The 26,610-nt window shown below is 65.5% G+C and carries 26 protein-coding genes and 4 tRNA genes; 13 read left to right on the plus strand and 17 right to left on the minus strand.

Annotated features, from left to right (window positions below; genetic code table 11):
* Positions 1–392 precede the first annotated feature (392 nt).
* A complete protein-coding gene (locus ACSFA8_RS24485; RefSeq protein ID WP_435482074.1) occupies positions 393–1,385 on the plus strand; it encodes a hypothetical protein in 993 nt (330 codons plus the stop codon).
* A gap of 84 nt (positions 1,386–1,469) precedes the next feature.
* On the opposite strand, the gene ACSFA8_RS24490 is transcribed toward ACSFA8_RS24485, so the two are convergent.
* The 10 genes from ACSFA8_RS24490 to folC form a co-directional block, all read right to left on the minus strand.
* Positions 1,470–3,116 (minus strand): tyrosine-type recombinase/integrase, encoded by a 1,647-nt coding sequence (locus ACSFA8_RS24490; protein ID WP_435482075.1) that lies wholly within the window; start codon positions 3,114–3,116, stop codon positions 1,470–1,472.
* Between the two features lie 124 nt (positions 3,117–3,240).
* Positions 3,241–3,317: transfer RNA gene (locus ACSFA8_RS24495), tRNA-Asp, on the minus strand.
* 68 nt (positions 3,318–3,385) lie between these two features.
* Positions 3,386–3,461, minus strand: a tRNA-Glu gene (locus ACSFA8_RS24500).
* A gap of 33 nt (positions 3,462–3,494) precedes the next feature.
* Positions 3,495–3,570, minus strand: a tRNA-Ala gene (locus ACSFA8_RS24505).
* 63 nt (positions 3,571–3,633) lie between these two features.
* Positions 3,634–5,022, minus strand: coding sequence for a glutamate--tRNA ligase (gltX, locus tag ACSFA8_RS24510; RefSeq protein WP_435482076.1), 1,389 nt, complete (start codon positions 5,020–5,022; stop codon positions 3,634–3,636).
* A complete protein-coding gene (locus ACSFA8_RS24515; protein ID WP_435482077.1) occupies positions 5,019–6,236 on the minus strand; it encodes an O-succinylhomoserine sulfhydrylase in 1,218 nt (405 codons plus the stop codon). Before ACSFA8_RS24515 ends, gltX begins: the two co-directional genes overlap by 4 nt.
* A gap of 8 nt (positions 6,237–6,244) precedes the next feature.
* On the minus strand, positions 6,245–7,768 hold the full coding sequence (gene purF, locus ACSFA8_RS24520; protein WP_435482078.1) for an amidophosphoribosyltransferase: 1,524 nt from the start codon (positions 7,766–7,768) through the stop codon (positions 6,245–6,247).
* Between the two features lie 12 nt (positions 7,769–7,780).
* Positions 7,781–8,266: a CvpA family protein gene (locus ACSFA8_RS24525; protein WP_435482079.1), complete on the minus strand. Its 486-nt coding sequence runs from the start codon at positions 8,264–8,266 to the stop codon at positions 7,781–7,783.
* A 10-nt stretch (positions 8,267–8,276) separates the two neighbouring features.
* A complete protein-coding gene (locus ACSFA8_RS24530; protein ID WP_435482080.1) occupies positions 8,277–9,200 on the minus strand; it encodes an SPOR domain-containing protein in 924 nt (307 codons plus the stop codon).
* Between the two features lie 61 nt (positions 9,201–9,261).
* Positions 9,262–10,584 (minus strand): bifunctional tetrahydrofolate synthase/dihydrofolate synthase, encoded by a 1,323-nt coding sequence (gene folC, locus ACSFA8_RS24535; RefSeq protein ID WP_435482081.1) that lies wholly within the window; start codon positions 10,582–10,584, stop codon positions 9,262–9,264.
* A gap of 34 nt (positions 10,585–10,618) precedes the next feature.
* Here folC and ACSFA8_RS24540 point away from each other — a divergent pair, with 34 nt between their 5' ends.
* The 3 genes from ACSFA8_RS24540 to ppnP all read left to right on the plus strand — a co-directional run bounded on the left by ACSFA8_RS24540 (position 10,619) and on the right by ppnP (position 11,912).
* A complete protein-coding gene (locus ACSFA8_RS24540; RefSeq protein WP_435482082.1) occupies positions 10,619–10,990 on the plus strand; it encodes an ArsC family reductase in 372 nt (123 codons plus the stop codon).
* 68 nt (positions 10,991–11,058) lie between these two features.
* Positions 11,059–11,565, plus strand: a complete 507-nt coding sequence (locus ACSFA8_RS24545; protein ID WP_435482083.1) for a hypothetical protein — start codon at positions 11,059–11,061, stop codon at positions 11,563–11,565.
* A 29-nt stretch (positions 11,566–11,594) separates the two neighbouring features.
* Positions 11,595–11,912 carry a pyrimidine/purine nucleoside phosphorylase gene (gene ppnP / locus ACSFA8_RS24550; protein ID WP_435482084.1) on the plus strand — a complete coding sequence of 106 codons (318 nt, stop codon included), beginning with the start codon at positions 11,595–11,597 and terminating at the stop codon, positions 11,910–11,912.
* 5 nt (positions 11,913–11,917) lie between these two features.
* On the opposite strand, the gene ACSFA8_RS24555 is transcribed toward ppnP, so the two are convergent.
* From ACSFA8_RS24555 to murB, 3 genes are read right to left on the minus strand one after another with little or no spacing between them, the layout of a single operon-like run.
* Entirely contained in the window at positions 11,918–12,718 is an 801-nt protein-coding gene (locus ACSFA8_RS24555; protein ID WP_435482085.1) for a glycine-rich domain-containing protein, read from the minus strand.
* A gap of 12 nt (positions 12,719–12,730) precedes the next feature.
* Positions 12,731–14,116, minus strand: coding sequence for a YdgA family protein (locus ACSFA8_RS24560; protein ID WP_435482086.1), 1,386 nt, complete (start codon positions 14,114–14,116; stop codon positions 12,731–12,733).
* 30 nt (positions 14,117–14,146) lie between these two features.
* The gene (gene murB / locus ACSFA8_RS24565) at positions 14,147–15,199 is read right to left on the minus strand and encodes a UDP-N-acetylmuramate dehydrogenase (protein WP_435482087.1); all 1,053 of its coding nucleotides are present in this window, start codon (positions 15,197–15,199) and stop codon (positions 14,147–14,149) included.
* A gap of 42 nt (positions 15,200–15,241) precedes the next feature.
* On the opposite strand from murB, the gene ACSFA8_RS24570 reads away from it, so the two are divergent.
* Both ACSFA8_RS24570 and ACSFA8_RS24575 read left to right on the plus strand, forming a co-directional pair.
* A complete protein-coding gene (locus tag ACSFA8_RS24570; protein ID WP_286542807.1) occupies positions 15,242–15,727 on the plus strand; it encodes a YajQ family cyclic di-GMP-binding protein in 486 nt (161 codons plus the stop codon).
* A 169-nt stretch (positions 15,728–15,896) separates the two neighbouring features.
* Positions 15,897–16,472, plus strand: coding sequence for a retropepsin-like aspartic protease family protein (locus ACSFA8_RS24575; RefSeq protein ID WP_435482088.1), 576 nt, complete (start codon positions 15,897–15,899; stop codon positions 16,470–16,472).
* Here the strand turns inward: ACSFA8_RS24575 and ACSFA8_RS24580 are convergent.
* The 3 genes from ACSFA8_RS24580 to ACSFA8_RS24590 form a co-directional block, all read right to left on the minus strand.
* Positions 16,469–16,822 carry a RidA family protein gene (locus tag ACSFA8_RS24580; protein ID WP_435482089.1) on the minus strand — a complete coding sequence of 118 codons (354 nt, stop codon included), beginning with the start codon at positions 16,820–16,822 and terminating at the stop codon, positions 16,469–16,471. The genes ACSFA8_RS24575 and ACSFA8_RS24580 overlap by 4 nt on opposite strands.
* Complete coding sequence (plsY, locus tag ACSFA8_RS24585; protein ID WP_435482090.1) at positions 16,819–17,469, minus strand: glycerol-3-phosphate 1-O-acyltransferase PlsY; 651 nt, start codon at positions 17,467–17,469, stop codon at positions 16,819–16,821. The genes ACSFA8_RS24580 and plsY overlap by 4 nt, the downstream gene beginning before the upstream one ends.
* 170 nt (positions 17,470–17,639) lie before the next feature.
* Positions 17,640–18,701, minus strand: coding sequence for an aldo/keto reductase (locus ACSFA8_RS24590; protein WP_435482091.1), 1,062 nt, complete (start codon positions 18,699–18,701; stop codon positions 17,640–17,642).
* 103 nt (positions 18,702–18,804) lie between these two features.
* Between ACSFA8_RS24590 and ACSFA8_RS24595 the strand changes: the two genes are divergently transcribed.
* From ACSFA8_RS24595 to ACSFA8_RS24625, 7 genes are all read left to right on the plus strand, one after another.
* Positions 18,805–19,722 (plus strand): alpha/beta fold hydrolase, encoded by a 918-nt coding sequence (locus tag ACSFA8_RS24595; protein WP_435482092.1) that lies wholly within the window; start codon positions 18,805–18,807, stop codon positions 19,720–19,722.
* Between the two features lie 79 nt (positions 19,723–19,801).
* Positions 19,802–20,906 (plus strand): peptide chain release factor 2 gene (prfB, locus tag ACSFA8_RS24600; protein ID WP_435482093.1). Its coding sequence is split into 2 segments (ribosomal slippage): positions 19,802–19,882 and positions 19,884–20,906, totalling 1,104 coding nucleotides; the frame shifts between segments, so codons are not numbered across the junction.
* Positions 20,906–21,586, plus strand: a complete 681-nt coding sequence (locus ACSFA8_RS24605) for an HAD family hydrolase (RefSeq protein ID WP_435482094.1) — start codon at positions 20,906–20,908, stop codon at positions 21,584–21,586. The genes prfB and ACSFA8_RS24605 overlap by 1 nt, the downstream gene beginning before the upstream one ends.
* Complete coding sequence (pepN, locus tag ACSFA8_RS24610; RefSeq protein ID WP_435482095.1) at positions 21,570–24,260, plus strand: aminopeptidase N; 2,691 nt, start codon at positions 21,570–21,572, stop codon at positions 24,258–24,260. The genes ACSFA8_RS24605 and pepN overlap by 17 nt, the downstream gene beginning before the upstream one ends.
* 139 nt (positions 24,261–24,399) lie before the next feature.
* The gene (locus tag ACSFA8_RS24615) at positions 24,400–25,407 is read left to right on the plus strand and encodes a class 1 fructose-bisphosphatase (protein WP_435482100.1); all 1,008 of its coding nucleotides are present in this window, start codon (positions 24,400–24,402) and stop codon (positions 25,405–25,407) included.
* Positions 25,408–25,431: 24 nt separating this feature from the next.
* A tRNA-Thr gene (locus ACSFA8_RS24620) sits at positions 25,432–25,507 on the plus strand.
* Between the two features lie 46 nt (positions 25,508–25,553).
* The gene (locus ACSFA8_RS24625; RefSeq protein ID WP_435482096.1) at positions 25,554–26,093 is read left to right on the plus strand and encodes a hypothetical protein; all 540 of its coding nucleotides are present in this window, start codon (positions 25,554–25,556) and stop codon (positions 26,091–26,093) included.
* Here the strand turns inward: ACSFA8_RS24625 and ACSFA8_RS24630 are convergent.
* Positions 26,086–26,277: a hypothetical protein gene (locus ACSFA8_RS24630; protein ID WP_435482097.1), complete on the minus strand. Its 192-nt coding sequence runs from the start codon at positions 26,275–26,277 to the stop codon at positions 26,086–26,088. The two genes, ACSFA8_RS24625 and ACSFA8_RS24630, sit on opposite strands and share 8 nt — an antisense overlap.
* Between the last annotated feature and the right edge of the window lie 333 nt (positions 26,278–26,610).

The raw sequence follows: 26,610 nt of genomic DNA on the forward strand, positions 1-26,610 counted from the left end.
CGGCCGCAACCCTCGCGGCAACGTCGTGCCCTCGCTGCGGGACCTTGGGGCTTGCTCCGTCAGGCCACGATGCACACCACGCGGCGCCTGAGGCGGACCGTCATCAGGCACACGTCATCATTTGTCCATCGGTCTACTGCCGATGCACGACATGTCGCCTGGAGGCCGTGTGGCCTGCTTGCGTGAGCGACTGAGGGGGTTCCCTACCGAGCGAGAAGCCAGGGGGTATAGGGGGAAACTTCCACGGGCGTTTCCTTCGAGGCTGTCTCCGATTTTTCTACTAAAAGCAAACTGAAGGTTCTTGCTGCGCACGGTGGATGGCAGTGCCGGACCTGTGGCGCTGCAGCCTTCGACCCGCAGTAAGCTGCGTGGGGCAGACAATAGGAGCACGGATGAAGTTCAAGCAGCGAAGTCTCATGCAGGTTGCGGACCTGATCTGCGGGAATCAAGAGGGACCCGCGTCGCGATTCAATTACCGCAGCAGCAGCCGCTTGACGGAGTTCTTTGCGGATAGCGACACCGACTATGTGCACGACGGCTCAACCCGAAACTACTGGGTCGCAGCAACGCTTGCAGCGATCTTGGATGAACCTCACAAGGACGCAACGACCCCACCGGAGGCCTTTGGGAGAGTCATCCGGGTACTCATGGATCAAGGGGACGCCGTCAATGAGGGTGCTGAGCGAACAGATGCCTTGGGCCTGCTTAACAAAGCCCTGAACCGTGAGGGCTTCGAGGCTTTTTATGGGCCCGACAAACAGTGCTACCTGCGTCACGTCGCGACGAACACGATCAGCGGCCTCTCCGCAAATCCTCACCGACCCTTCTCGCACGCTGAACAGGAGCGCCGTGCCGCGCTCGCGAAGTTCTTGGATCGATGTTCGGAAGACGACCTGATCGGCGACGTACTACTTCCACTGTATCGACAGTTGGGATACCACCGGATCAGTTCAGCGGGCCATCAAGACAAGGCGCTCGAATACGGAAAAGACGTCTGGATGAAGTTCACGCTGCCGACGCAGCACGTTCTGTACTTCGGGCTTCAAGCGAAAAAGGGGAAGCTGGATTCATCTGGAGTTACGAAGGGCTCCAACGCGAACGTCGCCGAAATCTACAACCAAGTCTTGATGATGCTCGGGCACGAGATTTTCGATCCCGAGATTGGAAAACGGGTCTTGGTTGACCACGCGTTTATCGTTGCGGGCGGCGACATCACGAAGGCGGCGCGGAACTGGTTGGGGAACAAGTTAGACGCGACCAAGCGCAGCCAGATTCTCTTCATGGACCGCGAGGACATCTTGAATCTCTTCGTGGTGACCAACCTTCCACTACCCGCAGCCGCGCTGCCGCGCCTACAGGACATGGATGACGACATTCCGTTTTGACGCAAAGCGGGCGAGCCTGGAGGTGTGACGCAGTAACCGCAGGTGCGCTGCAGGGACCTCAACGGCTCGCGGCGCCGTTCAAATTCAACTGCCGTGCGCCACTGCGGTTGGATACACGCGTGGCAGCGCCAGCCCCGGATAAGAGATGCGCTCGACATAGGGCCGCAAACGCTCTGCGTGGCGCCGAATCGTCGCTGCGTAGGTCTTCTCGTGGACGGTGGTGCCTTCGTGCCCCGTGATCGCGTGTCGAATGGCCTCCTCGACGCCAGCGAAGATCAACTCGGAGATCACGGTGTGACGGAAGCTATGAAACGTCTTCTGGGAGGTGTCGAACCCCTTGCCCCGCTTGTAATCGCCGAACCATTGCCCGAACTGGCCGCCTGCGCCGTTCTGGCCTTCGCGGGGTACATGAGGAAAGAGGCGCTCATGCCCAGCGACTTTCATGGCCCGCCAGTAGTCGCCAAACCCGAGGCGCATCAACTCGCTGTGCACCGGCACCGCTCGCCACGAGCCCTTGTTCTTCAGGCGCTGTCCGCGCTTCGCACTTGACCGAAATTCCACAACCAGCGAACCGTCCTGCTCCGACAAGTCGTCCACCCAGAGTTGGCACAGTTCGCCCGCCCGTGCCCCGGTGTACGCGGCCATCAGCGGCACCCAGTAGGCCGCATCGCGGCCCCCTTTGGTGGCGATAGAGTGGCCTTCGGGAAGCTCGTAGGCGCGGAACAAAGGGGAGTCAAGAAGCACGACGACCTCCTCCACCGTCCAAGGCTCACGCCCTTCACTCTCCTTGCCGCCCTGTGTCACGTCCATACGCTCGAAAGGTGCGGCATCGAGCCACTCTTTGTCGCGGGCCACGTTGGTCATCGCTCGGACGGAGGCAAGTACATTGTTCGCCGTCTCACGGGTCTTGCCTTCCTTGACGGCCCACTCCTGAACGAGGTCGCGGAAACGCAATCCATCACTGCGCGTAAGTGAAGCGAGCGGCGGGTCGCCCATCATTGTTGCGAACATTGCGGCGTGACGTGCAAAGGTCCCTGCAGTCTTCTCGGAGCGGGCGCCCGCGCCCTTCCAAGCCTCCAGAGCGTGGGACATGCGCTTGGTCTGCCCAAGAAGGACGGGGGGCGGGGTCTCGACAGGCAGGCCACGGATGCGCAGCTGGATGGCCTCCATCCCCTTGGCGTGCTCGGTGGCCCAAGCTCTGACAAGGCGGCGGCGCTCGCCGCGATCCTCGGGCACTGCAAGCCCGCCTGCCGCAAGCTCGCGCCGGAACTGTTCAATGACCTCGCTTACGTCGCCATCAGCCAGGACACGCCGAAGGCTTTGATCTGTGGCGAACATGGAGTCGGCCCACCACTCACCCCCAACGGTGTCCATCCCGCCCAGCCTGACCTCCTCATCGTCTGCAATCCGCTGACGGGCAGACGCACGGGCGATGACCCGCACATCCTCATCGATGGCGATGCGAAGCTTGTCCGCAGGCCCTGTGCCAGCCTGTAGAGGGGCATTCGGCACGTGGCCAGTCTGGTAAAGCTCTCGCTGGAACTTGTCGTCGTACTGCGCCGTGTATTTGCGGGCCAAGCTGTTGGCTTGTGAAAGCGAGACATCACCGAGCGCGATGCTCACCTCGGTCTTGCCATAGGTCACGAGCAACGGCTTCGGAACCCGCATTCGGAAGTAGAAACGACCAGCCTTGTGGACCAGATTTTGGGACTTTTTCGGCACCGAATTCACCCTTCGATTTTGCCTTCAGACCTACCTTGGAGAGGCCCGTGTGGGAGCAAATGTGGGAAGACTTCGGGGAAAAAGCCCAGAAACGACAAGGCCCCCAGAGGTTTCCCTCTGGAGGCCGAAGTTCTGGCGGAGTGGACGGGACTCGAACCCGCGACCCCCGGCGTGACAGGCCGGTATTCTAACCAACTGAACTACCACTCCTGGTAGACAACGTTCGCTCTTTTGGAGCCAAGTGCTGACGACTTGTGCCTTGTTGACCGAAGCCAATTTGGCGACCCTACGGGGATTCGAACCCCGGTAGCCACCGTGAAAGGGTGGTGTCCTAGGCCTCTAGACGATAGGGTCAAAACCTTGGAACAAACTTCCGACTCGACTCGATGGTGGAGGTAAACGGGATCGAACCGATGACCTCTTGCATGCCATGCAAGCGCTCTCCCAGCTGAGCTATACCCCCATTGCGCTGAGCCTGATTTTACCCAGTGCCCTACGCGTCGAGCCTCGAATTATAGCCCGAAATTCAGAGCGTTCTCAAGCGCGCCAATACAGTTTCGCGAGAAAACAGCGCGAGCACCGCATCGAGCGACGGCGTCTGCGGCGTGCCGAGCACCAGCACGCGCACCGGCATTGCGAGCACGGGCATCTTGATGCCCTGCGCCGCCAGCACTTCCTTGATGCCGGCGGCAATCGCGGGCTTGTCCCATGCCACATCGGCCAGCTTGTCGGCCAGTGCGGCCACGGCGGGGCGCACGGCATCGGTGAGGTGCTGCGTGCGGTCTGCCTCGCTCGCCGTGACATCGGCGTAGAAGCCTGCGGCCCAACCGGCGAGCGCGACGGTGGTGTCGCAACGATCCTTGAACAGCGCGCAGATCTCGGCCAGCCGCGCATCGGCCGCGATGCCGCGCTTTTGCAACTGAACCGCCACCAGTTCGGCCAGCGCCGAGTTGTCCATCTGCTTGATGTAGTGGGCGTTGACCCAGCTCAGCTTGGCTGCGTCCCACTGCGCCGGGCTCTTCGACAGGTGCGTGCCGTCGAACCACTGCACCAGTTGCTCGCGCGAGAACAGTTCCTCGTCGCCATGGCTCCAGCCAAGACGCGCAAGGTAGTTGAGCATGGCTTCGGGCAGGTAGCCGTTTTCCTCGTAGGCCGTGACGCTGACCGCGCCGCGGCGCTTCGACAGCTTCTGACCGTCGTCGCCCAGGATCACGGGCACATGTCCGAACGCAGGCAGCGGCGCGCCGAGCGCGCGGAAGATGTTGATCTGCCAGGGGGTGTTGTTGATGTGCTCGTCGCCACGGAAAACGTGCGTGATTGCCATGTCCCAGTCGTCGACCACCACGGCGAAGTTGTAGGTGGGCACACCGTCGGGCCGCTGGATGATCAGGTCGTCGATCTCGCGGTTGTTGATTGTGATCTCGCCCTTGACCAGATCGTCCCAGCGCACGTCGCCTTCGACCGGGTTGCAGAAGCGCACCACGGGCGGCACGCCCTCGGGCACGGGCGGCAGCGCCTTGCCGGGCTCGGGCCGCCAGCGCCGGTCGTACAGCGTTTTCTCGCCGCGCTCGCGCTGCGCTTCGCGCATCGCTTCGAGCTCGGCCGGCGTGCAGTAGCAGTGGTAGGCCGTGCCGGCCGCGAGCATCTGCGCGATAACTTCCTGGTAGCGCGCAAGGCGCTGCATCTGGTAGACCGGGCCTTCGTCGTAGTCGAGCCCGAGCCAGTGCATCGAGGCGAGGATCTGGTCGGTCGATTCCTGCGTGGAACGGGCCACGTCGGTGTCTTCGATGCGCAGCACGAACTCGCCACCGTGATGGCGCGCGTAGGCCCACGAATAGAGCGCGGTGCGGGCCGTGCCGAGGTGCAGAAAACCGGTGGGCGATGGCGCGATTCGCGTGCGTACTTTGGATGTCATGAAATAAGGGTGCTCAGGCCGCGCAGCAGGTCGGCCTGGATGTCTTGAACGTGGTCGAGCCCGACCGCGAGGCGGATCAGCCCCTGGCCGATGCCGGCGGCCTGGCGCTGGGCTTCGCTCAGGCGCCCGTGAGATGTGGTGCCCGGGTGGGTGATGATGGTCTTGGTGTCGCCGAGGTTGGTCGCGATGCTGACCACGCGCGTGCTGTTGATCACATGGAACGCGTTGGCACGTGCTTCTTCGGGCGTGTCGCCTACCACGTCGAACGACACCACGGCGCCGCCCAGGCCCGACTGCTGGCGCATCGCGAGTTCGTGCTGCGGATGCGAAGCCAAGCCCGGGTAATAGACCCGTGCAATCCCGGCCTGCGATTCGAGCCATTGCGCCACGGCCAGTGCGTTGGCGCACTGCGCCTGCATGCGGATGCCCAGCGTCTCCAGCCCCTTGAGCACGACCCACGCGTTGAAAGGCGACAAGGCCATGCCGGCGGTACGCACCACCGGCCCGAACACGTCGACGATGAGCTTCGACGGCCCGCAGATCGCGCCGGCCATCACGCGGCCCTGGCCATCCAGGTACTTGGTGCCCGAATGGATCACGAGGTCGGCGCCCCACTCCACCGGCCGCTGCAGCGCCGGCGAGCAGAAGCAGTTGTCGACAGCCAGTAGCGCGCCGGCGCCATGGGCCAGGTCGGCCAGGGCCTGGATATCGCACACCTCGGTCAACGGGTTGGTCGGCGTCTCGGCGAACAGGAGCCTGGTGTTGGGTTTGAGCGCGCCGCGCCATTCGGCGACGTCGGTCTGCGAGACGAAGGTGGTCTCGACACCGAACTTGGCAAACTCTTTTGCGAACAGGTTCAGCGTCGAGCCGAACACCGAGCGCGAGCAGATGACGTGGTCGCCGGCTTTCAGCAGGCCCATGCACATCATGAGGATCGCGCCCATGCCGGTGGAAGCACCGATGGCGGCTTCGGTGCCTTCCATTGCGGCCAGCCGCTGCTCGAAGCTGGTCACCGTGGGATTCGACGTGCGCGAGTAGGTAAAGCCTTCCTCGGTGCCGGCAAAGCGGCGCATCGAGGTTTCGGCGTCGGGCTGGACGAAACCGCTGGTGAGGTAGAGCGCCTCGGAATGCTCGCCGTGCTGGCTGCGTTCCAGCCCGGTGCGCACGGCCAGCGTGTCGCGGTGCAGACCCGCGGGCAGGGATCGATCGGTCACGGCGGCTTTCAGCGGAGGTTGGGCAGTGCCAGGCGCGAGGCGTCTTCTTCGGTTTCTTCGACGCGCGGGCGGTTGCCGTTCATGCGGTTGATCGCCTCTGTATCGATGTCGCCGGTCACGTACACGCCATCGAAGCACGAGGCCTCGAAGCCGGCGAACTTGGAGGGCGCACCGCCTGCGGGCACTGGGGCGGCCTTCATCACGGCGCGCTTCATCGCGTCCACGTCCTGGTAGATCAGCGCGTCGCAGCCGATCAGCGCGCGGATCTCTTCGATCGTGCGGTCGTGCGCCACGAGTTCGCCCTTGGTCGGCATGTCGATGCCGTAGACGTTGGGGTAGCGCACCGGCGGCGCCGCACTGGCCAGGTAAACCTTGCGCGCCCCGGCGTCGCGCGCCATCTGCACGATCTCGCGGCTGGTGGTGCCGCGCACGATCGAGTCGTCCACCAGCAGCACGTTGCGGCCCTTGAATTCGCTGGGGATCGCGTTGAGCTTCTGGCGCACCGATTTCTTGCGCTCGCCCTGCCCCGGCATGATGAAGGTGCGGCCTACATAGCGGTTCTTGACGAAGCCCTCGCGGTACGGAATGCCGAGCAGATGCGCGAGTTGCGTGGCGCTCGGCCGGCTTGATTCGGGAATCGGGATGATCACGTCGATGTCGCTCGGCGGCACCGTCGACACCACGCGCTTGGCCAGCGTCTCGCCCAGGTTCAGGCGGGCCTGGTAGACCGAGATGCCGTCCATCGTCGAATCGGGCCGGGCCAGGTAGACGAACTCGAAGATGCAGGGGTTGAGCGTGGGCGCTTCGGCGCACTGGTGCGCATGCACCTGACCCTGCAGGTCGATGAACAGCGCTTCGCCCGGTGCGATGTCGCGTTCGAACTTGAAGCCCAGGCCTTCCAGCGCGACCGATTCGCTCGCGACCATCACGGTACCTTCGGCATTGCGGCCCAGACAGAGCGGCCGGATGCCATACGGATCGCGGAAGGCCAGCAGGCCGTGGCCCGAGATCATCGACACCACGGCGTACGAGCCGCGCAGCCGCTTGTGCATGCTCTTGACGGCGGCGAACACTTCTTCGGCACGCAGCGGCACGCCGCGCGTCGAGCGCTCGAGCTCGTGCGCGAGCACGTTGAGCAGCACCTCGGAGTCGCTCTCGGTGTTGGTGTGGCGGTGGTCGGTCGAAAACAGCTCGGCGCGCAGCGCATGCGCGTTGGTGAGGTTGCCGTTGTGCACCAGCACGATGCCGAACGGCGCGTTCACGTAGAACGGCTGGGCTTCTTCTTCGCTGTAGGCATTGCCGGCGGTCGGGTAGCGCACCTGGCCAAGCCCGACGTTGCCGGGCAGCGCGCGCATGTTGCGCGTGCGAAACACGTCCTTCACCATGCCCTTGGCCTTGTGCATGAAGAACTTGCGCTCCAGCAGCGTGACGATGCCGGCCGCATCCTGGCCGCGGTGCTGCAGCAGCAGCAGCGCGTCGTAAAGCAACTGGTTGACGGGCGCGTTGCTGACAACGCCGACGATTCCACACATGAAGCGATCCTCTCAGGGCAGGTAGCTTGCCAATTTTTCAGGCAGTGCAGGTTTCAGGCCCTGCAATGCCGCATCCAGAACAGTGGCACTGCGCGATTCGCGCCACCAGGCGCTGTCGCTCAGCGAAAAAAGATGAACCGCAACCGCCATCGCCAGCAGCGCGACCGCGCCGCGCGCAAAACCGAAGGCGGCGCCGAGCGTGCGATCCACCGGCCGCAGGCCCGCCGCCACGATCAGCTTGCGAACCAGCGCCGTCACCAGCCCGGCCACGAAGGCCACCGCCACGAACACCAGCACGAAGGCCAGCGCATAGCGCCATGTGGCATCCGGCGCGCCGATCGGCAGCCACGCGGCCACGCTCTCGGCCGACCACTGCGCAACGAAAAAAGCCAGCACCCAACCCGCCAGCGACATCAACTCGAATACCAGGCCGCGCACCATGCCGACCAGCACCGACAGCGCGAGCGCCGCAATGACGGCCCAGTCGAGCAATGCCACGCCAACACGCCTACAGCGTGAGCACAGCGGCGGACAACGCCAGGCCCTTGACCTTGGCCGCCGCCTTGTCGGCATCGGCGCGGCTGCTGAACGGGCCGACCCGCACACGCGTGCGTTCGCCGTCGGCCGTTTTCGCGACGCTGGTGTAGGTCTTCAGTCCGGCTTTTTCAAGCTTCTGGCGCACCTCGCGCGCCTTGTCCGCATCAGTGAACGCGCCGACCTGCACCACGAAGCGGCCGGCGTCGTCGGCGGCGGCGGCCGGCTTGGCAGCCGCGGTATCGGCGCCGCGGCCGTCCAGCAGCGCACGGGCCCGCACGCCGTCGTCGGCGGCAGCCGGCTTGGCAGGCTTTGGCTCGGGTTTTGACTCGGGTTTTGGCTCGGGTTTGGGCTTGGCTTCGGCCTTCACTTCGGGCTTGCGCTCGGGCTTCGGTTCGGGCTTTGCTTCGACCTTGACCTCGGGTTTGCGCTCCGGTTTGGGTACCGGCTTCGGTTCGGGTTTGGGTTCGGGCTTCGGCTCGGGCTTCGCCGCCACCGGCGGCGGTGCGTCGGGCATCGGCCGCGACGGCACGATCTCGCTGCCGTCGGACGACTCGGTGATCATTCCGCCCGCCGCGGGCGCGGCCGCAACGCGGCTCCCCGCGTCGCTCGCGGGCGCAGCGGATGTTGCGGGCGCCGGCGCGGCCGGCAGTGTCAGGGGCTTGACCTTGTTGCGGTCGGGCACCTCGATCGGGATGTCGACCGAAATCGGGCGCGGCTGCGTGTCGAACAGCAGCGGGAACCCGACCACGCCGACCAGCACCAGCACCGCTGCGCCGAGCAGCCGGTGGCGTGCCCGCCGGCGCATCGCCTCGACGCTTTCCGCCGGCACCGCCGCGGGGGGACTGCGCCCTTCGTTGGCCTGCGGGCCGCGTGCGCGGAACTTGAAAAACGCCATGAAGTTTGGATCCCTGATGGATTGCAGCGTGGTGTGAAAAAGCGCCGGAAATCAGGCCGTTTCAGGCATCTGGCAGCAGGTGTTTGGCTTGCAGGCGGGGCGTGCCGTTTGCAAGCACGCCGCCGACCGTGAAGAACGATCCGAAGACCACGATTCTATCAGCGGGGTCTGCGCGATCGATGGCCGCCTGCAGCGCCTCCATCGGGCTGGCGCACACCATGCCGGACGCATCGCCGCGCGTGTTCTGCGCCTGCCAGCGTGCGAGCAATTGGTCGGCCGGTGCGGCCCGGGGTGTCGGCAGGTCGGTGAAGTACCAGCGGTCGATCAGCGGCCCGATGCGCGCGAAGATCGGATCGAGATCCTTGTCGGCCATCACGCCGAACACCGCGTGGGTGGTCGGAAAGAAGCCCATCGCGTCGAGGTTCTCGGCCAGGGCGGCGACCGCATGCGCGTTGTGCGCCACGTCGAGCACCAGCGCCGGCTGGCCGGGCACCAGCTGGAAGCGGCCCGGCAGCTCGACCATCGCGAGCCCAGTGCGCACCGCCTGCGCCGTGATCGGCAGCTTCGGCCGCAGCGCCTCGAGCGCCGCCAGCACGCCGGCCGCATTGATCAACTGGTTGGCGCCGCGCAGCGCCGGATAGGCCAGCCCGCTGTAGCGCCGGTTGCCGCCACCCGCGCCGCGCCCGCTCCAGCCCCATTGCTGCTTGTCGCCCGAGACATTGAAGTCGTGGCCGAAGCGCCAAAGGTCGGCGCCGATGGCGCGCGCATGGTCGATCACGCTGGCCGGCGGCATCGGATCGCTCACGATTGCAGGGCGACCGGCGCGCAGGATGCCGGCCTTCTCGAAGCCGATGCTTTCGCGATCGGGCCCCAGAAAGTCCATGTGGTCGAGGTCGATGCTGGTGATGATGGCGCAGTCGGGGTCGATGATGTTCACCGCGTCGAGCCGGCCGCCCAGGCCAACTTCGAGGATTGCGACTTCCACGCCGCTGGCCGCCATGCAGCGCAGCAGCGCCAGCGTGGTGAACTCGAAATAGGTCAGCGAGGTGCTCTCGCGCGCGCGCTCCACCGCCTCGAAATGGGGCAGCAGTGCCGTGGCCGCCACCGACTCGCCCGCGAGCCGCAGGCGCTCCTCGAAGTGCACCAGGTGCGGCGAGCTGTAGACCCCGGTGCGGTAGCCCGCGTGGCGCAGGATCGACTCGAGCATGGCGCAGGTCGAGCCCTTGCCGTTGGTGCCGGCCACCGTGATCACGGGGCAGCCGAAGGCCAGGCCGAGCCGTTCCGCGACGGCGCGCACGCGATCCAGCCCGAGTTCGATGTTCTTGGAATGCAGTTGCTCGCAGTGCGCAAGCCAGTCGGCGAGGGTTTCCATGGAGGGCGGCATTGTCGCCGACCGGCCATCGCGGCATCATTCCGGCATGACAACAACCTTATTTGGCATCCCCAACTGCGACACGGTGAAACGGGCTCGCGCCTGGCTGGCCGCGCAGGGCGTGGCCTACCAGTTCCACGATTTCCGCAAGAACGGCCTGCCCGACGATGCACTCGACCGCTGGCTGCAGGCCCCGGGCTGGGAGACGCTGGTCAACCGGCGCGGCACCACCTGGCGGCAACTCGACGCGGCCACGCGTGAATCGGTGGTCGACGCAGCCTCGGCCCGCGCGGTGCTGGTCGCGCACCCGACCCTGATCAAGCGCCCGGTGGTCGAATGGCGGCCGGGCATGCAGGCCACGGTCGGTTTCGACGCCGCGCAGTGGGCGGCGTATTCCGAAGGCAATGTGAAGCAGTGAACCCGGCGCGCCGGATTGCGTCCAACCGGCCTGACATGCGGAACTTCCGCGTTTTAAGGAGTTATTTCATGAGCATCCGAACCCGTGCCGTCATCGGTCTCGCCCTGGTTGCCGCACTCGGCGGCGCCGCCGGCCTGGCCCAGGCGCAAGAAGCAGCAGGCCGCGTCATTTCGAGCACCCCTATCCGCGACGGCAACGGCCAGACCAGCTACAGCGTGACCTACGAATACGCGGGCCACCAGTACACCACCCGCATGGACAGCCCGCCCGGCCGCACCATCCCGCTGCAGGTGAGCCCGCTCGGCGTGACCACCTCGCCGGTGCCCGACCAGCCGCATATCGCCGACAACAGCAGCAGCGGCGGCGGCTCACCCTGGGACAGCGTGGTGCCCGAACCCGGCATGGTGGTCGGTGCCGGTGGCGCGCCGGCCCCGGTGTACGCGGCCCCGGCCTATGCGCCGCCGATGTACGTGCAGCCGGCCTACGGCTACGCCGCGCCCTACTACGTCGGGCCGCCGGTGGGGCTCTCGCTCAACTTCGGCTACTCGCGCGGCTGGCACCGCGGCTGGCGCTGAGCCTGCACGCGCTGCGTAAAATCGGGGGCATGACCGAAACCCTGAACAGCGTGGCCGTGGCCACCAAGGCCAATGTTTATTTCGACGGCAAGTGCGTGAGCCACAGCCTCACGCTTGCGGACGGCACCCGCAAGTCGGTCGGCGTGATCCTGCCGTCGACGCTGACCTTCAACACCGGCGCCCCAGAGATCATGGAAGGCACCGGTGGCGCCTGCGAATACCTGTTGAGCGGCAGCACCGAATGGCAGCAGGCCGGTGTCGGCCAGAAGTTCAGCGTGCCGGGCGATTCGTCGTTCCAGATCCGCGTGACCGGCGAGCCCTACAGCTACATCTGCCACTTCGGTTGAGGCGCTCAGTCCCCGCCGCAGCCCCCGCCGCAGCCCGAACCTCCGTCGCCGTCGCTGCCTCCCCCACCGTCTGACGACGATTCGCTGCCGCCGAAGCCGTCCGCGTCGCCCGAGCCCGAAGACGAATCACTGAAGCTGCTGCCGCAGTGGGCGTCGGAGCCGCTGGCCCGGTCGATCGCCTTGCAGTCGGGCGTGTACCTGAACCCGCCCGCCACGTCGAACTTGGCGTCGAGCGCAAACAGCAACGGCAGCCGCGACGGCTTACGCGGGTCGATGCTTTCCTCCTTGCAGGCCCAGTACCAGGTGCGGCGCAAGCCGTCGTTGCGCCGCGCATCGCGGCCCAGCACCTCGGCCGGCGTGTGGTGCAGCAGCCTGCCGAATGCCGCCGAACACCAGCGCTGGTAGCCCTGCGTGTGGAGGATGTACTCGTGCCAGGCCTCGTCGGCCAGCTTTGACGGCATCGCCACGAACTTGCGGCCCGAGCGCAGGTGCGCCATGAAAAACTGGCGCAGCCCGCGCAGCACCAGGTCGGTGTCGCGCAGCGTGAGCTGCGGATAGGCCGCGACCAGCTTGCCCGCGATGAAGCGCGGAAACTCGGCCTCGCGAATGAACTGACGGCGCAGGCTGGTTTCCCAGGCCTTCAATGCGCCCGACAGCAGCACGGCGAAGACGACCGTGAGCCAGAAGGCGAAGCTGGTTCCCCACAGCAGCAGTGCGCCGATGCCGGGCAACCACAACGCCCTGCGCGACCACACCAGCAGCGCGATGCGCCGACGAAAGTTGAGTTCGGGCCAGGGCAACGGCATGGTGCCAAGCGCTCAGTGCGCGCCGAAGGGCTTGCCATTGACCAGGATGGCGCCGCGCTCGACGACCACGCTGCTCGTCACATGGTCGCCATCGCGCACCACGAAGCCCTTGCCGACGGCCAGGTCGAGCATGGTGTCGGCCTGCGCCACCTGCTGCTGCGCGCCGAGCTGCTCGATCCAGGCTGCGGGCAGCCTGGCATTGGCCCGCAACACCAGGTTCTGCTGCAACTTGCCCTGCAAGGCGCCGGGCGTTTCGATGTCCTGGGCGGTCAGCCCCGGTGCGCTGACTGCATAGGACAGTTCACCGCGCTGGCCTTCATAGCCGACGGCCAGCTTGTCGACCGAGAGCTCGGGTGCGTACGGCAGCAGTTGCGCCAACATGCGCAGCATCTCCTGGCCGCGGGCGGCCGCATCGACTGCCGGCGCACCCTCCGCGCCGCAGGCCGACAGATCGGCCATCGAGGTCTCCAGCACCTTCTGCAGCGTGGGCGCGTGCAGGCGCTTGAACGATTCCTGCAGTTCGATCTGGTCGAGTTGGATCGGCTTGGCATCAGGGCCGATCTGCAGCGTGGCGTTGGCGGTGATGGTGGCTTTGCCCTGCAACAGATCCTGTTCGGCGCTGAGCTCGGTGGCGTAGCTGATCTTGCCCACCTGGGCCGAGAAGGGCTTGCCGCCGGCTTCGGCCAAAAGCTCAACGCGCTCGATCTCGATGCGGCTGGTGCCCGGGCGCAGCCAGATGCTGCCCTCGCCCCGGTTCGCGCCTTGCCAGCGCAGGTTGACCAGCTTGAAGCTGGCGCCTTTGCCATCGCCCTTGTCGGTGCCGCGGAACGCGAATTCGGACAGGCTGCCGTCGAAGCTGGCACTGCTGCCGTCGAGCCTGCCGGCACCGATGGCCCGCATTTCCGGCCAGCTCAACTGGCCCTCGGGCAAGGTGTAATCCCCGGCCGGCAGGCGCAACGCGGTCTGGTAGCCACCACCATAGCCAACCGTGGTGCGGATGTCCTGCGGCTTCATGCCGGCCAGGTACTTGCGCAACCCCTCGGGCGCCTCGGCCGGCAGCACGATTTCAGAATCGATGACGGCCGCGCCGAAGCCAGCGAAGCCCGGCAAGGGGCCGTTGCGCACATGATCCCTGAAGCCGATCAGCAGCGGCTTGTCAGCCTTGCCGCCGGCGGCGTCCGGGATGCAACCGATGCGCACATTGCCCGAATATGTGGACGAGAACAGGCCCTTGTCGGTCTGGCGATCGACCACCCGAAGGAACGGGAGCTGCTGCTCCAGCTTGGCCACGCGGGCGTCATAGGCGGCCGCGATCCGGTGGCTGGTGTAGGCGGTCGCGCCCAGGTAGGCGCCACCAACCAGGACGACCAGCGCGGCCGCCACTGCTGCTTTTTTCATGAATCCGAACCCTCTTGTTGTTGATCTTTTTCAGACGACCACCGGCTCTGGCTCGAGCCGGATGCCGAAGCGCTCATAGACGCTGGTCTGGATCGCCTTGGCCAGTGTCATCACTTCGCCACCCGTGACCGGATGGGTCTGGCCGCCGCGGTTCACCAGCACCAGCGCCTGGCGCTCGTAGACACCCGCGTTGCCGACCGACTTGCCCTTCCAGCCACAGGCGTCGATGAGCCAGCCGGCTGCCAGCTTGATGCTGCCGTCGGCCATCGGGTAGTGCACGATCTTCGGGTCGCGCGCGATGATGTCGGCGCACTGCTCGGGCGTGACGGTCGGGTTCTTGAAGAAGCTGCCGGCGTTGCCGAGCACGCGCCAGTCGGGCAACTTGGCCCGGCGGATCGCACAAACCCAGTCGAATATTTCGCGTGCATCGGGCGTGAAGTTGCCGGTTTCGGCCATCTTGCGCTCGAGGTCGACATAGCCCATGACGGCCTTCCACGGCTTCGGCAGGCGAAAGCGCACGCGCGTGATGAGGGCCCGGCCCGCGAGGCCGAAGCTGTTGCTGCCGCTCGCCACGTGCTTGAACACCGAGTCGCGGTAGCCGAACGCGCACTGCGCGGCGTCGAGCGTGAAAGCGCGGCCGGTGTCGAGCGCGATGGCATCGAGCGACTCGAAGCGGTCTTGCAGCTCGACGCCATAGGCGCCGATGTTCTGCACTGGCGAGCCGCCGACCGTGCCCGGAATCAGCGCCAGGTTTTCGAGCCCCGGAAAGCCGTTGTCGACCGTCCACTCGACCGTTTCGTGCCAGTTCTCGCCGGCGCCGACCTCGACGATCCAGGCCCGCGGTGTTTCTTCGACCAGGCGCCGGCCCTTGATTTCGACCTTGAGCACGAGCGGCTTGACGTCGCCGGTCAGCACGATGTTGCTGCCGCCGCCGAGCACGAACTTGGGCGCCGTGCGCCACTGCGGGTCGGCCAGCAGCGCCGCCACGTCGACCTCGCTGGCGATGCGCGCCAGGTGCTGCGCACGCGCGACGATGCCGAAGCTGTTGTACGGCTGCAGGGGGACGTTGGACTCCACGATCATGGGAGAATTGTCGCATTCAGCTTGTGCCATCCAGGAGTCTTCATGCCGTCTTTCGACACCGTTTGCGAACCCAACCTTCCCGAGGTCAAGAACGCCGTGGAGAACACGGCCAAGGAAATCGGCACGCGCTTCGACTTCAAGGGCACGGCCGCCGCGATCGAGCTCAAGGACAAGGACATCACGCTGATCGGCGACGCCGATTTCCAGCTGGTGCAGGTCGAAGACATCCTGCGCAACAAGCTCACCAAGCGCAGCGTGGACGTGCGCTATCTCGACAAGGGCGACGTGCAGAAGATCGGCGGCGACAAGGTCAAGCTGGTGATCAAGGTCAAGAGCGGCATCGAGACCGAACAGGCCAAGAAGATCACGCGCCTCATCAAGGACAGCAAGATGAAGGTTCAGGCTGCGATCCAGGGCGACGCGGTGCGCGTGACCGGCGCCAAGCGCGACGACCTGCAGGCGGCGATGGCGCTGATCAAGAAAGATCTGCCCGAGATGCCGCTCACCTTCAACAACTTTCGCGATTGATATGTTGCTCGCCCCCAGGCTTCGCGCACTTCGTGTCGCTTTCGCCAACCCCCTGCCGGGGGCAACACCAGCGGACCGGCGGAGCCGGTTCCGCGGTGTTCTGCGAACTGGGCTTTGCACCGCCTTCGCGTTGCTTGGCGGATGGGCGGCGGCGCAGTCCAGTTCGGTGATGCTCACGGGCACGATCGGCAGCCGCGCCATCCTCATCGTGAACGGGGGCGCGCCCAAGACCGTGGCCGTCGGAGAAACGTACCAGGGCGTGCGCGTGGTGTCGGTTCAGGCTGACCAGGCACAGGTCGAAGTGGGCGGCCAGCGCGTGGGCCTGCGCATGGACTCGCCCGTGAGCGTGGGCGGTGGTGGCGGCAGCCGTGCGACCGGTACGCGCATCGTGCTGCCGGTCGACGGCCGCGGGCATTTCATGACGGCGGGCTCCATCAACGGCCGGCCGGTGAGCTTCATGCTGGACACGGGCGCCACCACGGTCGCACTGTCGGCGGCGGACGCGCAACGCATCGGGCTCGACTTCGAGAAGGGCCAGCCGGTGCGCATGAACACGGCCAACGGCGTGGCGCAAGGGTTCCGGGTTCGGCTGTCGTCGGTGCGGGTCGGCGACGTCGAGGTCTACGACGTCGACGCGATCGTGTCGCCACAGCCGATGCCCTTCGTGCTGCTGGGCAACAGTTTCATCGGCCGCTTCTCGATGCGGCGCGACTCCGACCAGATGGTCCTGGAAAAGCGCTACTAGGCCTTCGCGGCCGTCACCACCACTTCGATCTTGTAGGCCGGGTTGGCCAGCTTGGCCTGCACCGTGGCGCGCGGCGGCGTGTGGCCGGGCGCCACCCAGGCGTCCCACACCGCGTTCATCGCCACGATGTCGCCGATGTCGGGCAGGAAGATCTGCACCATCAGCATGCGCGTCTTGTCACTGCCGGCCTCGGCCAGCAGGCGGTCGATCATGGCCAGCACCTGCGCGGTCTGGCCGCGCATGTCCAGCGTCGTATCGTCGGGCACCTGGCCGGCCAGGTAGATGGTGCCGTTGTGGATTGCCATCTCGCTCAGGCGAGGGCCGACGTGAAAACGCTGGAGTTCTGTCATGGTGTTGTTCTTTCAGTGGTTTTCTTCGAGCCGAGCTTCGACTCGGTGCCGGCGATCAGCCGGCGGATGTTTTCGCGGTGCCGCCATGCAAGCAGCAGGCTCATCACGCTCATGGCCATGAGCGCCGTGCGGCTGAACGGCCAAGCGATGCCGCCGCCCATCAGGTAATAGGCCGGCGCAAAGAACGCCGCCGCCAGCGAGGCGAGCGACGAGTAGCGGAAGAACAGCGCAACGATCAGCCAGGTGCCGCCCGTCGCCAGGCCCAGCAGCCAGCTCAGGCCGAGCAATGCACCGGCCGCCGTCGCCACGCCCTTGCCGCCCTGAAAGCCGAAGAATACGGGGTACAGGTGCCCGAGGAATGCGGCCAGCCCTGCCAGCGCGGCAACGCCGGCATCGAGCCCCCAGGCGGCGCCGAACTGCTGGATCAGGAACACCGGCAGCCAGCCCTTGACTGCGTCGAGCACCAACGTGGCGAGTGCGGCCGCCTTGTTGCCCGAGCGCAGCACATTGGTCGCGCCCGGGTTCTTGCTGCCGTAGCTGCGCGGGTCGGCCATGCCGAACGCCTTGCTCACGATCACCGCGAACGAGAGCGAGCCGAGCAGGTACGAAGCGAGGATGGCGACGAGAGACGGCCAATGAAAAGTCAACGTGGGCTCCGTCCGGGAAAAAAGGTCGCTCATTCTGCCAGCGCGCACTGCACCGGCTTTGCACGCCGCGCGCCTGACGACGAGGTGGCATGCTGGTCGTGCATGACCAGCGTCTCAACTGCGTCGCAGGCGTTTCGCTGACGTGCTGCTTGCTGCTTGCTGCTTGCTGCTTACATTGCGGGATCGCGAATGTCCCAGCGGATCTTGTCGATCTCTGCCAGCAGTTCGGCCGACAGCGTGGTGCCGTACGCATCGAGGTCTTCGTCCAGTTGCGCCACCGAGGTCACGCCGATGATCGTGCTGGCGACCTGCCACTTGGTGTAGCAGAACGCCAGTGCAAGCTTGGTGGGCGTCATGCCGTTGTCGCGCGCCAGCTGGTTGTAGCGGCGGGCTGCATTCAGCGCGTCCGGCCGCCCCCAGCGCTGCTTGCGCACCGACTCGTAGCTCGAGATGCGGGCGCCCTTGGGCGCGTCGGGGCCTTCGGTGCCGCCCTGGTCGTACTTGCCGGTCAGCAGGCCGAAGGCCAGCGGCGAGTACGCGAGCAGCGACACGCCGAGGCGATGCATGGTTTCGTCCAGGCCGTTCTCGAGCGCGCGGCTCACCAGGCAGTACACGTTCTGCACCGTCGCCACGCGCGGCAGCTCGTGCTGCTCGGCGAGGCGCACGAACTCGTGCACGCCGTATGGGGTTTCGTTCGAGAGGCCGATCGCACGCACCTTGCCGGCCTTCACGAGTCCTGCCAATGCGTCGAGCTGCGCGTGGATCGAAGTCTTCGATGTCTCCCTGGCCGGGTCGTAGTAGATGTTGCCGAAGGCCGGCACATGGCGCTCGGGCCAGTGGATCTGGTAGAGGTCGATCACGTCGGTCTGCAGGCGCTTCAGGCTCGCGTTGCACGAGGCGACGATGTCCGCCGGCGTCATGCCGCCACTTTCGCGCACCCACGGCATGCCGCGCGAGGGGCCGGCCACCTTGGTGGCGAGCGTGAGCTTCTGGCGCGCGCCCGGGTTCTTCGCAAACCAGTTGCCGATGATGGTTTCGGTGGCGCCGAAGGTTTCCTTGCGCGCCGGCACAGCGTACATCTCGGCCGTGTCGATGAAGTCGACGCCACGTTCGAGCGAACGGCTCAGGATCTGGTGGGCGGTGCCCTCGTTGACCTGTTCACCGAAGGTCATGGTGCCGAGGCAGATGGGGGTGACGTGCAGGTCGCTTTGACCAAGTTGGATTTTTTGCATGGGCGAAATGCTACCGCCCTGCACTCCTTCCTGCTTCAGGCCATCGGAAACCCGAGCTGCGCGGGATCTGCGCCGCCGCCTTCTTGTTCTTATGATCGGCCGCATGTACCAGCCCCGCCGACCTTTCAAAAGCGAATTCATTCCCGTGCGCGGCCTGCGCTATCACGTCCTTTCGTGGGGCGAGCCCACGCCGGGCCGGCCGCCGCTGGTGCTGCTGCACGGCTGGATGGACGTGGCCGCGTCGTGGCAGTTCGTGGTCGACGCCTTTGCCGAAGACCGCCACGTGATCGCGCCCGACTGGCGCGGCTTCGGCCTTACCGAATGCGGTGCCGACCACTACATCATGGGCGACTACATGGCCGACCTGGACGACCTGCTCGACCACTGCGCGGGCGACACCGCCGTCGACCTGGTCGGCCACAGCATGGGCGGCAACGTGTCGATGCTCTACAGCGGCGTGCGGCCGCAGCGCGTTCGCCGGCTGGTGAATCTCGAAGGCTTCGGCATGCCCCCGGCCGACCCGGACGAAGCGCCCGCGCGCTACGGCAAGTGGATCGATGAGCTCAAGCGCCTGCACCGCGGCGAGCTCGACCTCAAGCCCTACCCCGCGCTCGACGGCGTGGCGCGCCGGCTCATGAAGACCAACCCGCGCCTCACGCCCGACAAGGCCCAGTGGCTGGCCAGCCACTGGGCGCGCGAAAAACCCGGCCCTGACGGCAAGGGCAGCCTGTGGGAAATTCTCGGCGAGCCCGGCCACAAGATCAGCAGCGCACAGATCTACCGGCTCGACGAAGTGCTGGCGCTGTACCGCCGCATCAGCGCGCCGCTGCTCGCCGTGGAGGCGGCCGACGACAGCCTGACCCAATGGTGGAAGGGGCGCTACACGCTGGCGCAGTACCACGAACGCCTGCAGTCGGTGCCCGACGCACGCGTGGCGCGCGTCGAGGATGCGGGCCACATGCTGCACCACGACCAGCCAGAGCGCGTGGCGGCCCTGATCGAGAGATTCATGCAGGGCTGAGGGGCCCGCGCCCAGCGTGAGAAAATGCCGGGTTGCCCCCCGGATCAAGCCGGGCCACCGAACACAGCAGGACACCATCATGGACGCAGAACAAATCAACCAAATCGGCGCAAACCTCGCAGACCTGAGCGTTCGCACGGTCGATTTACGGAGGTATCTTTGACTACGATGCCAAATCCGAACGCCTGAGGACGGTCAACGCATCGCTGGAAGATCCGACGGTCTGGAACGACCCGAAGAAAGCCCAGGAACTGGGCCGTGAAAAGAAATCGCTGGACGACGTCGTCGTGACGATCGGCAAGCTCACGAGCGAGCTGTCTGACAACACCGAGCTCTACGAGATGTCGAAGGCCGACGGCGATGTCGATGGCCTGCAGGCCATCGCCGACGACGCGGGCAAGCTCGAAGCCCTCATCAAGCAGCTCGAGTTCCGCCGGATGTTCAACAACCCGGCCGACCCGCTCAATGCCTTTGTCGACATCCAGGCCGGCGCGGGCGGCACCGAGGCCTGCGACTGGGCCAGCATGCTGCTGCGCCAGTACCTCAAGTACGCCGAGCGCAAGGGCTTCAAGAGCACCATCGAGGACGAGTCGCCCGGCGACACGGCCGGCATCAAGGGCGCCACGATCAAGGTCGAGGGCGAGTACGCATTCGGCCTGCTGCGCACCGAAACCGGCGTTCACCGGCTGGTGCGCAAGTCGCCGTTCGACTCGTCGGGCGGCCGCCACACCAGCTTTGCGAGCATCTTTGTCTACCCCGAGATCGACGACTCGATCGAGATCGACATCAACCCGTCCGACGTGCGCGTGGACACCTACCGCGCGAGCGGCGCCGGCGGCCAGCACATCAACAAGACCGACTCGGCAGTGCGGCTCACGCACATCCCGACCGGCATCGTGGTGCAGTGCCAGGACGGCCGCAGCCAGCACAGCAACCGCGACGTGGCCTGGAAGCGGTTGCGCTCGCGCCTGTACGACCACGAGATGCGCAAGCGCCAGGAAGAGCAGCAGAAGCTCGAAGACAGCAAGACCGACGTGGGCTGGGGCCACCAGATTCGCAGCTACGTGCTGGACAACAGCCGCATCAAGGATCTGCGCACCAACGTCGAAGTCTCGGCCACGCAGAAGGTGCTCGACGGCGACCTCGACGTGTTCATCGAGGCTTCGCTGAAGCAAGGCGTCTGATGGGCACCCGAACCGAAGCCCTGATCTTCGACATGGACGGCACCATGATCGACTCGATGCCCTGGCACGCCAAGTCGTGGATGGTGTTCGCGCGCCGGCACGGCATCGCGATCGACGTGAGCGACCTTCTCGCGCGCACCACCGGCCGCACCGGCACCGAATGCATGCGCGTGCTGTTCGAGGGCGAGCTCTCCGACGCCGAGTGCGATGCGCTGGTGCACGAGAAGGAAACGATCTACCGCGACATGTTCAGCGACAACTTCACCGAGGTCGCGGGCTTCAACGCCTTCGCCAAGGCGGCGGTGGCGCGCGGTCTGAAGATCGCGGTCGGCACGGCCGGCGACCGGCACAACATCGAGTTCGCGATGTCGCGCCTGAAGATGGATCCGCTGCCCCTGGCCATCGTCGGCGGCGACGAAGGCCTGAGCGGCAAGCCGACGCCGGCGATCTTTCTCGAAGCGGCACGCCGCATCGGCGTCGACCCGGCGCGCTGCATCGTGTTCGAAGACGCGCCGTTCGGCATCGAAGCCGCACGCCGCGGCGGCATGCGGGCCGTTGCGGTCTGCAGCACCCACACCCCCGCCGAACTTGCCGGGCCCCACGTGATCGCCGCCGTGCGCGATTACGAAGAGCTCGCCCAATCCAATTTTCTGGAGACACTCGATGCTGCAACTGCGTGATGCCCAACCCGTGGCGGTGCGCCGCGAGGACTACGCCGCGCCCGCGTACTGGATCGACACGGTCGAACTCACCTTCGACCTGGATCCGGCCAAGACCCGCGTGCTGAACCGCATGCGCCTGCGCCGCAACCCCGACGTGCCGGTGCAGCCCTTGCGGCTCGACGGCGACGAGCTCAACCTGGCGCGCGTGCTGGTCGATGGCCAGGGCGCCTCGTTCCGCATGGAAGCCGACCAGCTCGTGATCGACTCCCTGCCCGACGCGTTCGAGCTCGAAATCTTCACCACCTGCTGCCCGGCCAAGAACACCAAGCTGATGGGCCTGTTCGTGAGCGAAGACACCTTCTTCACGCAGTGCGAGGCAGAGGGTTTCCGCCGCATCACCTATTTCCTGGACCGTCCCGACGTGATGGCCAGCTACCAGGTCACGCTGCGCGCCAGCAAGGCCGCCTACCCGGTGCTGCTGTCGAACGGCAACCTGGTCGAGCACGGCGATCTGCCGGAAGGCCGCCATTTCGCCCGATGGGTCGACCCGTTCCGCAAGCCCGCCTACCTGTTCGCACTGGTGGCCGGCAAGCTGGTGGCGCGCGAGCAGCGCATCACGGCGCGCAACGGCAAGGAACACCTGCTGCAGGTGTTCGTGCGTGCCGGCGACCTCGACAAGACCGAGCACGCGATGAATTCGCTGGTGCATTCGGTCGCCTGGGACGAGGCCCGCTTCGGCCTGCCGCTTGATCTCGATCGTTTCATGATCGTCGCCACCAGCGACTTCAACATGGGCGCGATGGAGAACAAGGGCCTGAACATCTTCAACACGAAGTACGTTCTGGCCAACCAGGCCACCGCCACCGATGCCGACTACAGCAACATCGAAAGCGTGGTCGGCCACGAGTACTTCCACAACTGGAGCGGCGACCGCGTGACCTGCCGTGACTGGTTCCAGCTGTCCCTGAAGGAAGGCCTCACGGTGTTCCGCGACCAGGAGTTCAGCCAGGATTTGTGCGCCGACGCCTCGGCCCGGGCGGTCAAGCGCATCGAGGACGTGCGCGTGTTGCGCACCGCCCAGTTCCCCGAAGACGCGGGCCCGATGGCGCACCCGGTGCGGCCCGACAGCTACATCGAGATCAGCAACTTCTACACGGTCACCATCTACGAGAAGGGTGCCGAGGTCGTTCGCATGATGCAGACGCTGGTCGGTCGCAAGGGCTTCGAGCGCGGCATCACGCTGTACTTTGACCGCCACGATGGCCAGGCCGTGACCTGCGACGACTTTGCACAGGCCATTGCCGACGCCAACCCCGATTCCGACCTGGCGCGCCTGCTGCCGCAGTTCAAGCGCTGGTATTCACAGGCCGGCACGCCACGCCTGGCGGCGCGCGGCAGTTACGACGCCGACGCGCGCAGCTACACATTGAGCTTCACGCAAAGCTGCCCGCCGACGCCGGGCCAGCCGGTGAAGGAACCGTTCGTGATTCCGGTGAACGTCGGCCTGCTGGCGCAGGGCGGCCGCGCACTGCCGCTGCAACTGCACGGCGAGGCCGAGGCCACGGCCGGCACGCGCACCCTGGTGCTCACGCAGGAAAACGAAAGCGTGACCTTCACCGGCCTCAACGGGGAACCGGTACCGTCGATCCTGCGCGGCTTCAGCGCGCCGGTGCTGCTCGATTTCGACTACAGCGACACGCAACTGCTCACGCTGCTGGCGAACGACCCGGATCCGTTCAACCGCTGGGAAGCGGGGCAACGGCTGGCACTGCGAAGCGCCATCAATCTGATTGCCGGTGGTTCCGATGTGGCGGGTGCCGCCACCCTGAACGATGCCTATGTAGTGGCCATGCGCAGCGTGCTGCGCGACCCTGCCCTCGATTCGGCGTTCAAGGAACTGGTGCTCACGCTCCCTTCCGAAACCTACATTGCCGAACAGCTCGACGTGGTCGACCCGCAGCGCGTGCATGCGGTGCGCGAGGGCATGCGGGCCCAACTCGCCACCGCTCTGTTCGACGACTGGCAGGTGGCCTACGAGCAGAACCAGGACACCGGCGGGTACAGCCCCGATCCGCTCTCCTCGGGTCGCCGTGCCCTGGCCGGTCTGGCGCTGACCAACCTGTGCCTCGCGGCGCGCGCCTCCGGCGATACCGTGTGGCCGGGCAAGACGCTGCAGCGCTTCAAGGACGCCGGCAACATGACAGACCGCTTCAACGCGCTGAGCGCGCTGGTGTCGTCGGGCAACGCACTGGCGGCGCAGGCGCTGGCGCGCTTCCACAGCATCTTCAAGGACGAGGCGCTGGTGATCGACAAGTGGTTCTCGCTGCAGGCCGGCTCACCCGACCGCGGCGGCAACGTGCTGCCGCTGGTGAAGCAGCTCATGAAGCACCCCGACTTCTCGCTCAAGAACCCGAACCGCGCGCGCAGCGTGATCTTCAGCTACTGCAGCGCCAACCCGGGCGCATTCCACCGCCCGGATGCCGCCGGCTATGTGTGGTGGAGCGACCGCGTGATCGAGCTTGATGCGATCAACCCGCAGGTGGCAGCGCGACTGGCGCGCTCGCTCGACCGATGGAGCAAGTTGGCCGAGCCCTACCGCAGCGCCGCCCGCGAGGCGATTGCACGCATCGCGGTGCGGCCCGACCTGAGCAAGGACACCCACGAGGTTGTCACCCGCGCGCTAGCCACTTGAATGGGGCTCGCCCCCAGTCTTCGCGCACTTCGTGTCGCTCCGCCAACCCCCTGCCGGGGGCAACACCAGCGGCCCGGCAAAGCCGGTTCCGCGGTGTTCTCCGAAGAGCCAACAATAGCCTTTCATGATTGATCACAACATGGCACAGAACATTTCGCTGACCCGCTACCTCGTCGAGCAACAACGTGTCGACGGCAAGATCCCCGCGCAGCTGCGCCTGCTGCTCGAAGTGGTCGCGCGCGCCTGCAAGAGCATCAGCCAGGCCGTGAACAAGGGCGCGCTCGGCGGCGTGCTCGGCTCGGCCGAAAGCGAGAACGTGCAGGGCGAGATCCAGAAGAAGCTCGACATCATCGCCAACGAGGTGCTGATCGAAGCCAACGAATGGGGCGGCCACCTGGCCGCGATGGCCAGCGAAGAGATGGACAGCATCTACGTGGTACCCAACCGCTACCCGCAGGGCGAATACCTGCTGCTGTTCGACCCGCTCGACGGCTCCAGCAACATCGACGTGAACGTGAGCATCGGCACCATCTTCAGCGTGCTGCTGAAGCCCGAAGGCCACCCCGGCGTGCAGGAGTCCGACTTTCTGCAGGCCGGCAACAAGCAGGTGGCGGCCGGCTACTGCGTCTACGGCCCGCAGACCACGCTGGTGCTGACGGTGGGCGACGGCGTCGCGATGTTCACGCTGGACCGCGAACAGGGCTCGTTCATCCTCACGCAGGAAAACCTGCGCATTCCGGCGGACACGAAGGAATTCGCAATCAACATGAGCAACAAGCGCCACTGGGATGCCCCGGTGACGCGCTACATCGACGAATGCCTGGCCGGCACCACGGGCCCGCGCGACAAGGACTTCAACATGCGCTGGATCGCGAGCATGGTCACCGACGTGCACCGCATCCTGATGCGCGGCGGCATCTTCATGTACCCGTGGGACAAGCGCGAGCCCGAAAAGGCCGGCAAGCTGCGCTTGATGTACGAGGCCAACCCGATTAGCTGGCTGGTCGAACAGGCCGGCGGCATGGCCACCAACGGCCGCGAACGCATCCTCGACCTGCAGCCGACCAAGCTGCACGAACGCGTGGCTGTTGTTTTGGGCTCGAAGAACGAAGTTGAACGCGTCACCCGCTACCACGACCCCGCCTGAGGATTGGCTATAATCGCAGGCTTAGCCGGTGTAGCTCAGTCGGTAGAGCAGCTCATTCGTAATGAGAAGGTCGGGTGTTCGATTCATCTCTCCGGCACCATTTCATGCGGGGATTCACGAGAGTACCCACTTACAAGATTCCACTGATGTCAAAACTGATGACAGTGGAATTTCCTCAAGCCTCCCCCGCGGAGGCTTTTTCTTTGGGTTTGCCGACACGATCAATGATGGACCCGATAAAAATTTCAATCGTCGCGTTGGTCGTCTCGCTCGTGAGCCTGGGATTCTCGGCTTACTTCGGACTCCGTGACCGCGCGTCGCTGAGAACCAAGAGTTCATTTACTGAAGGCTGGGAAGGTGGGGCGCCAAGTGTTGTTTCCACGATCGTCAACGCCGGAAGGCGGCCGGTCGTCATTCGCATGTGGGCGGGCGCAGAGAGCGACAAGAACTGGGTCGGCACCTACATAGGTGTCGAGGAGCGCGGACTCCGTTTGGGAGAGCACGAACGATACGACCTCAGGTTGCATCGACAAGATCTCTACGCAACAACCCCGGACGATGAATTCTGGATCAAAGACTTGTGGTTCGAAGACACGCTCGGCAGACGGCACAAGGTCAAGGACGCGAAGGCCAACATTGCCAAGCTCCGAGCCTCCGACGCAGACCGAACGACTTTGATTACATGAACTTGCCGGCTTGCTTGAACAAGGCGACGACATTGCCCTCGCCTTCTTTGACATCTGACTTCTTGATGTTGTTCTCGTCAGCCACCTTGCGTTGCATCACCATGATTGCAGACGCAGCCTCAAGAGTTGTTTTGATGTTGCTGATCTGCTCACGGCGTCGGCTCACTGATTCACGGTCGCGCATGTCACCAACTGGAACCAACGTCAGCCCCTTGTTCTCTTCAATGAACTGACGCAGCAGCCCTTCCGCAATCAGTCCGAGCGCAACGTGCGTCTCACGAGCCGCTGTGTACTTCTACCGACTGAACGACAGCGACATGGAGTTTGCGGGCTACATGGATGAGTTGCGGATCAGCAAGATTGCTCGCTTAGATCCCACGATCCCCACTGCAGCTTTCTAGTATGCGATCAATAAACCACGTCCTTGAGCCGCGGGCTGTGACCTGACAGCCTACGTTCCCACATAGATGAACGTGGGAACGTAAATGACAGACGATTTGGAAGACCTCAAGCGCCG

Origin of the sequence: Variovorax nitratireducens, assembly GCF_051216545.1 — a bacterium.
Classification (GTDB): Bacteria; Pseudomonadota; Gammaproteobacteria; order Burkholderiales; family Burkholderiaceae_C; genus Variovorax.

Coding starts and splice junctions, on each gene's coding strand:
- ACSFA8_RS24485 (WP_435482074.1), top strand. CDS start 393: ATGAAGTTCAAGCAGCGAAGTCTCATGCAGGTTGCGGACCTGATCTGC.
- gltX (WP_435482076.1), bottom strand. CDS start 5,022: ATGACATCCAAAGTACGCACGCGAATCGCGCCATCGCCCACCGGTTTT.
- purF (WP_435482078.1), bottom strand. CDS start 7,768: ATGTGTGGAATCGTCGGCGTTGTCAGCAACGCGCCCGTCAACCAGTTG.
- ACSFA8_RS24530 (WP_435482080.1), bottom strand. CDS start 9,200: ATGGCGTTTTTCAAGTTCCGCGCACGCGGCCCGCAGGCCAACGAAGGG.
- folC (WP_435482081.1), bottom strand. CDS start 10,584: ATGCCGCCCTCCATGGAAACCCTCGCCGACTGGCTTGCGCACTGCGAG.
- ACSFA8_RS24540 (WP_435482082.1), top strand. CDS start 10,619: ATGACAACAACCTTATTTGGCATCCCCAACTGCGACACGGTGAAACGG.
- ACSFA8_RS24545 (WP_435482083.1), top strand. CDS start 11,059: ATGAGCATCCGAACCCGTGCCGTCATCGGTCTCGCCCTGGTTGCCGCA.
- ppnP (WP_435482084.1), top strand. CDS start 11,595: ATGACCGAAACCCTGAACAGCGTGGCCGTGGCCACCAAGGCCAATGTT.
- ACSFA8_RS24555 (WP_435482085.1), bottom strand. CDS start 12,718: ATGCCGTTGCCCTGGCCCGAACTCAACTTTCGTCGGCGCATCGCGCTG.
- ACSFA8_RS24560 (WP_435482086.1), bottom strand. CDS start 14,116: ATGAAAAAAGCAGCAGTGGCGGCCGCGCTGGTCGTCCTGGTTGGTGGC.
- murB (WP_435482087.1), bottom strand. CDS start 15,199: ATGATCGTGGAGTCCAACGTCCCCCTGCAGCCGTACAACAGCTTCGGC.
- ACSFA8_RS24570 (WP_286542807.1), top strand. CDS start 15,242: ATGCCGTCTTTCGACACCGTTTGCGAACCCAACCTTCCCGAGGTCAAG.
- ACSFA8_RS24575 (WP_435482088.1), top strand. CDS start 15,897: ATGCTCACGGGCACGATCGGCAGCCGCGCCATCCTCATCGTGAACGGG.
- ACSFA8_RS24580 (WP_435482089.1), bottom strand. CDS start 16,822: ATGACAGAACTCCAGCGTTTTCACGTCGGCCCTCGCCTGAGCGAGATG.
- ACSFA8_RS24590 (WP_435482091.1), bottom strand. CDS start 18,701: ATGCAAAAAATCCAACTTGGTCAAAGCGACCTGCACGTCACCCCCATC.
- ACSFA8_RS24595 (WP_435482092.1), top strand. CDS start 18,805: ATGTACCAGCCCCGCCGACCTTTCAAAAGCGAATTCATTCCCGTGCGC.
- ACSFA8_RS24605 (WP_435482094.1), top strand. CDS start 20,906: ATGGGCACCCGAACCGAAGCCCTGATCTTCGACATGGACGGCACCATG.
- pepN (WP_435482095.1), top strand. CDS start 21,570: ATGCTGCAACTGCGTGATGCCCAACCCGTGGCGGTGCGCCGCGAGGAC.
- ACSFA8_RS24615 (WP_435482100.1), top strand. CDS start 24,400: ATGGCACAGAACATTTCGCTGACCCGCTACCTCGTCGAGCAACAACGT.
- ACSFA8_RS24625 (WP_435482096.1), top strand. CDS start 25,554: ATGTCAAAACTGATGACAGTGGAATTTCCTCAAGCCTCCCCCGCGGAG.
- ACSFA8_RS24630 (WP_435482097.1), bottom strand. CDS start 26,277: ATGCGCGACCGTGAATCAGTGAGCCGACGCCGTGAGCAGATCAGCAAC.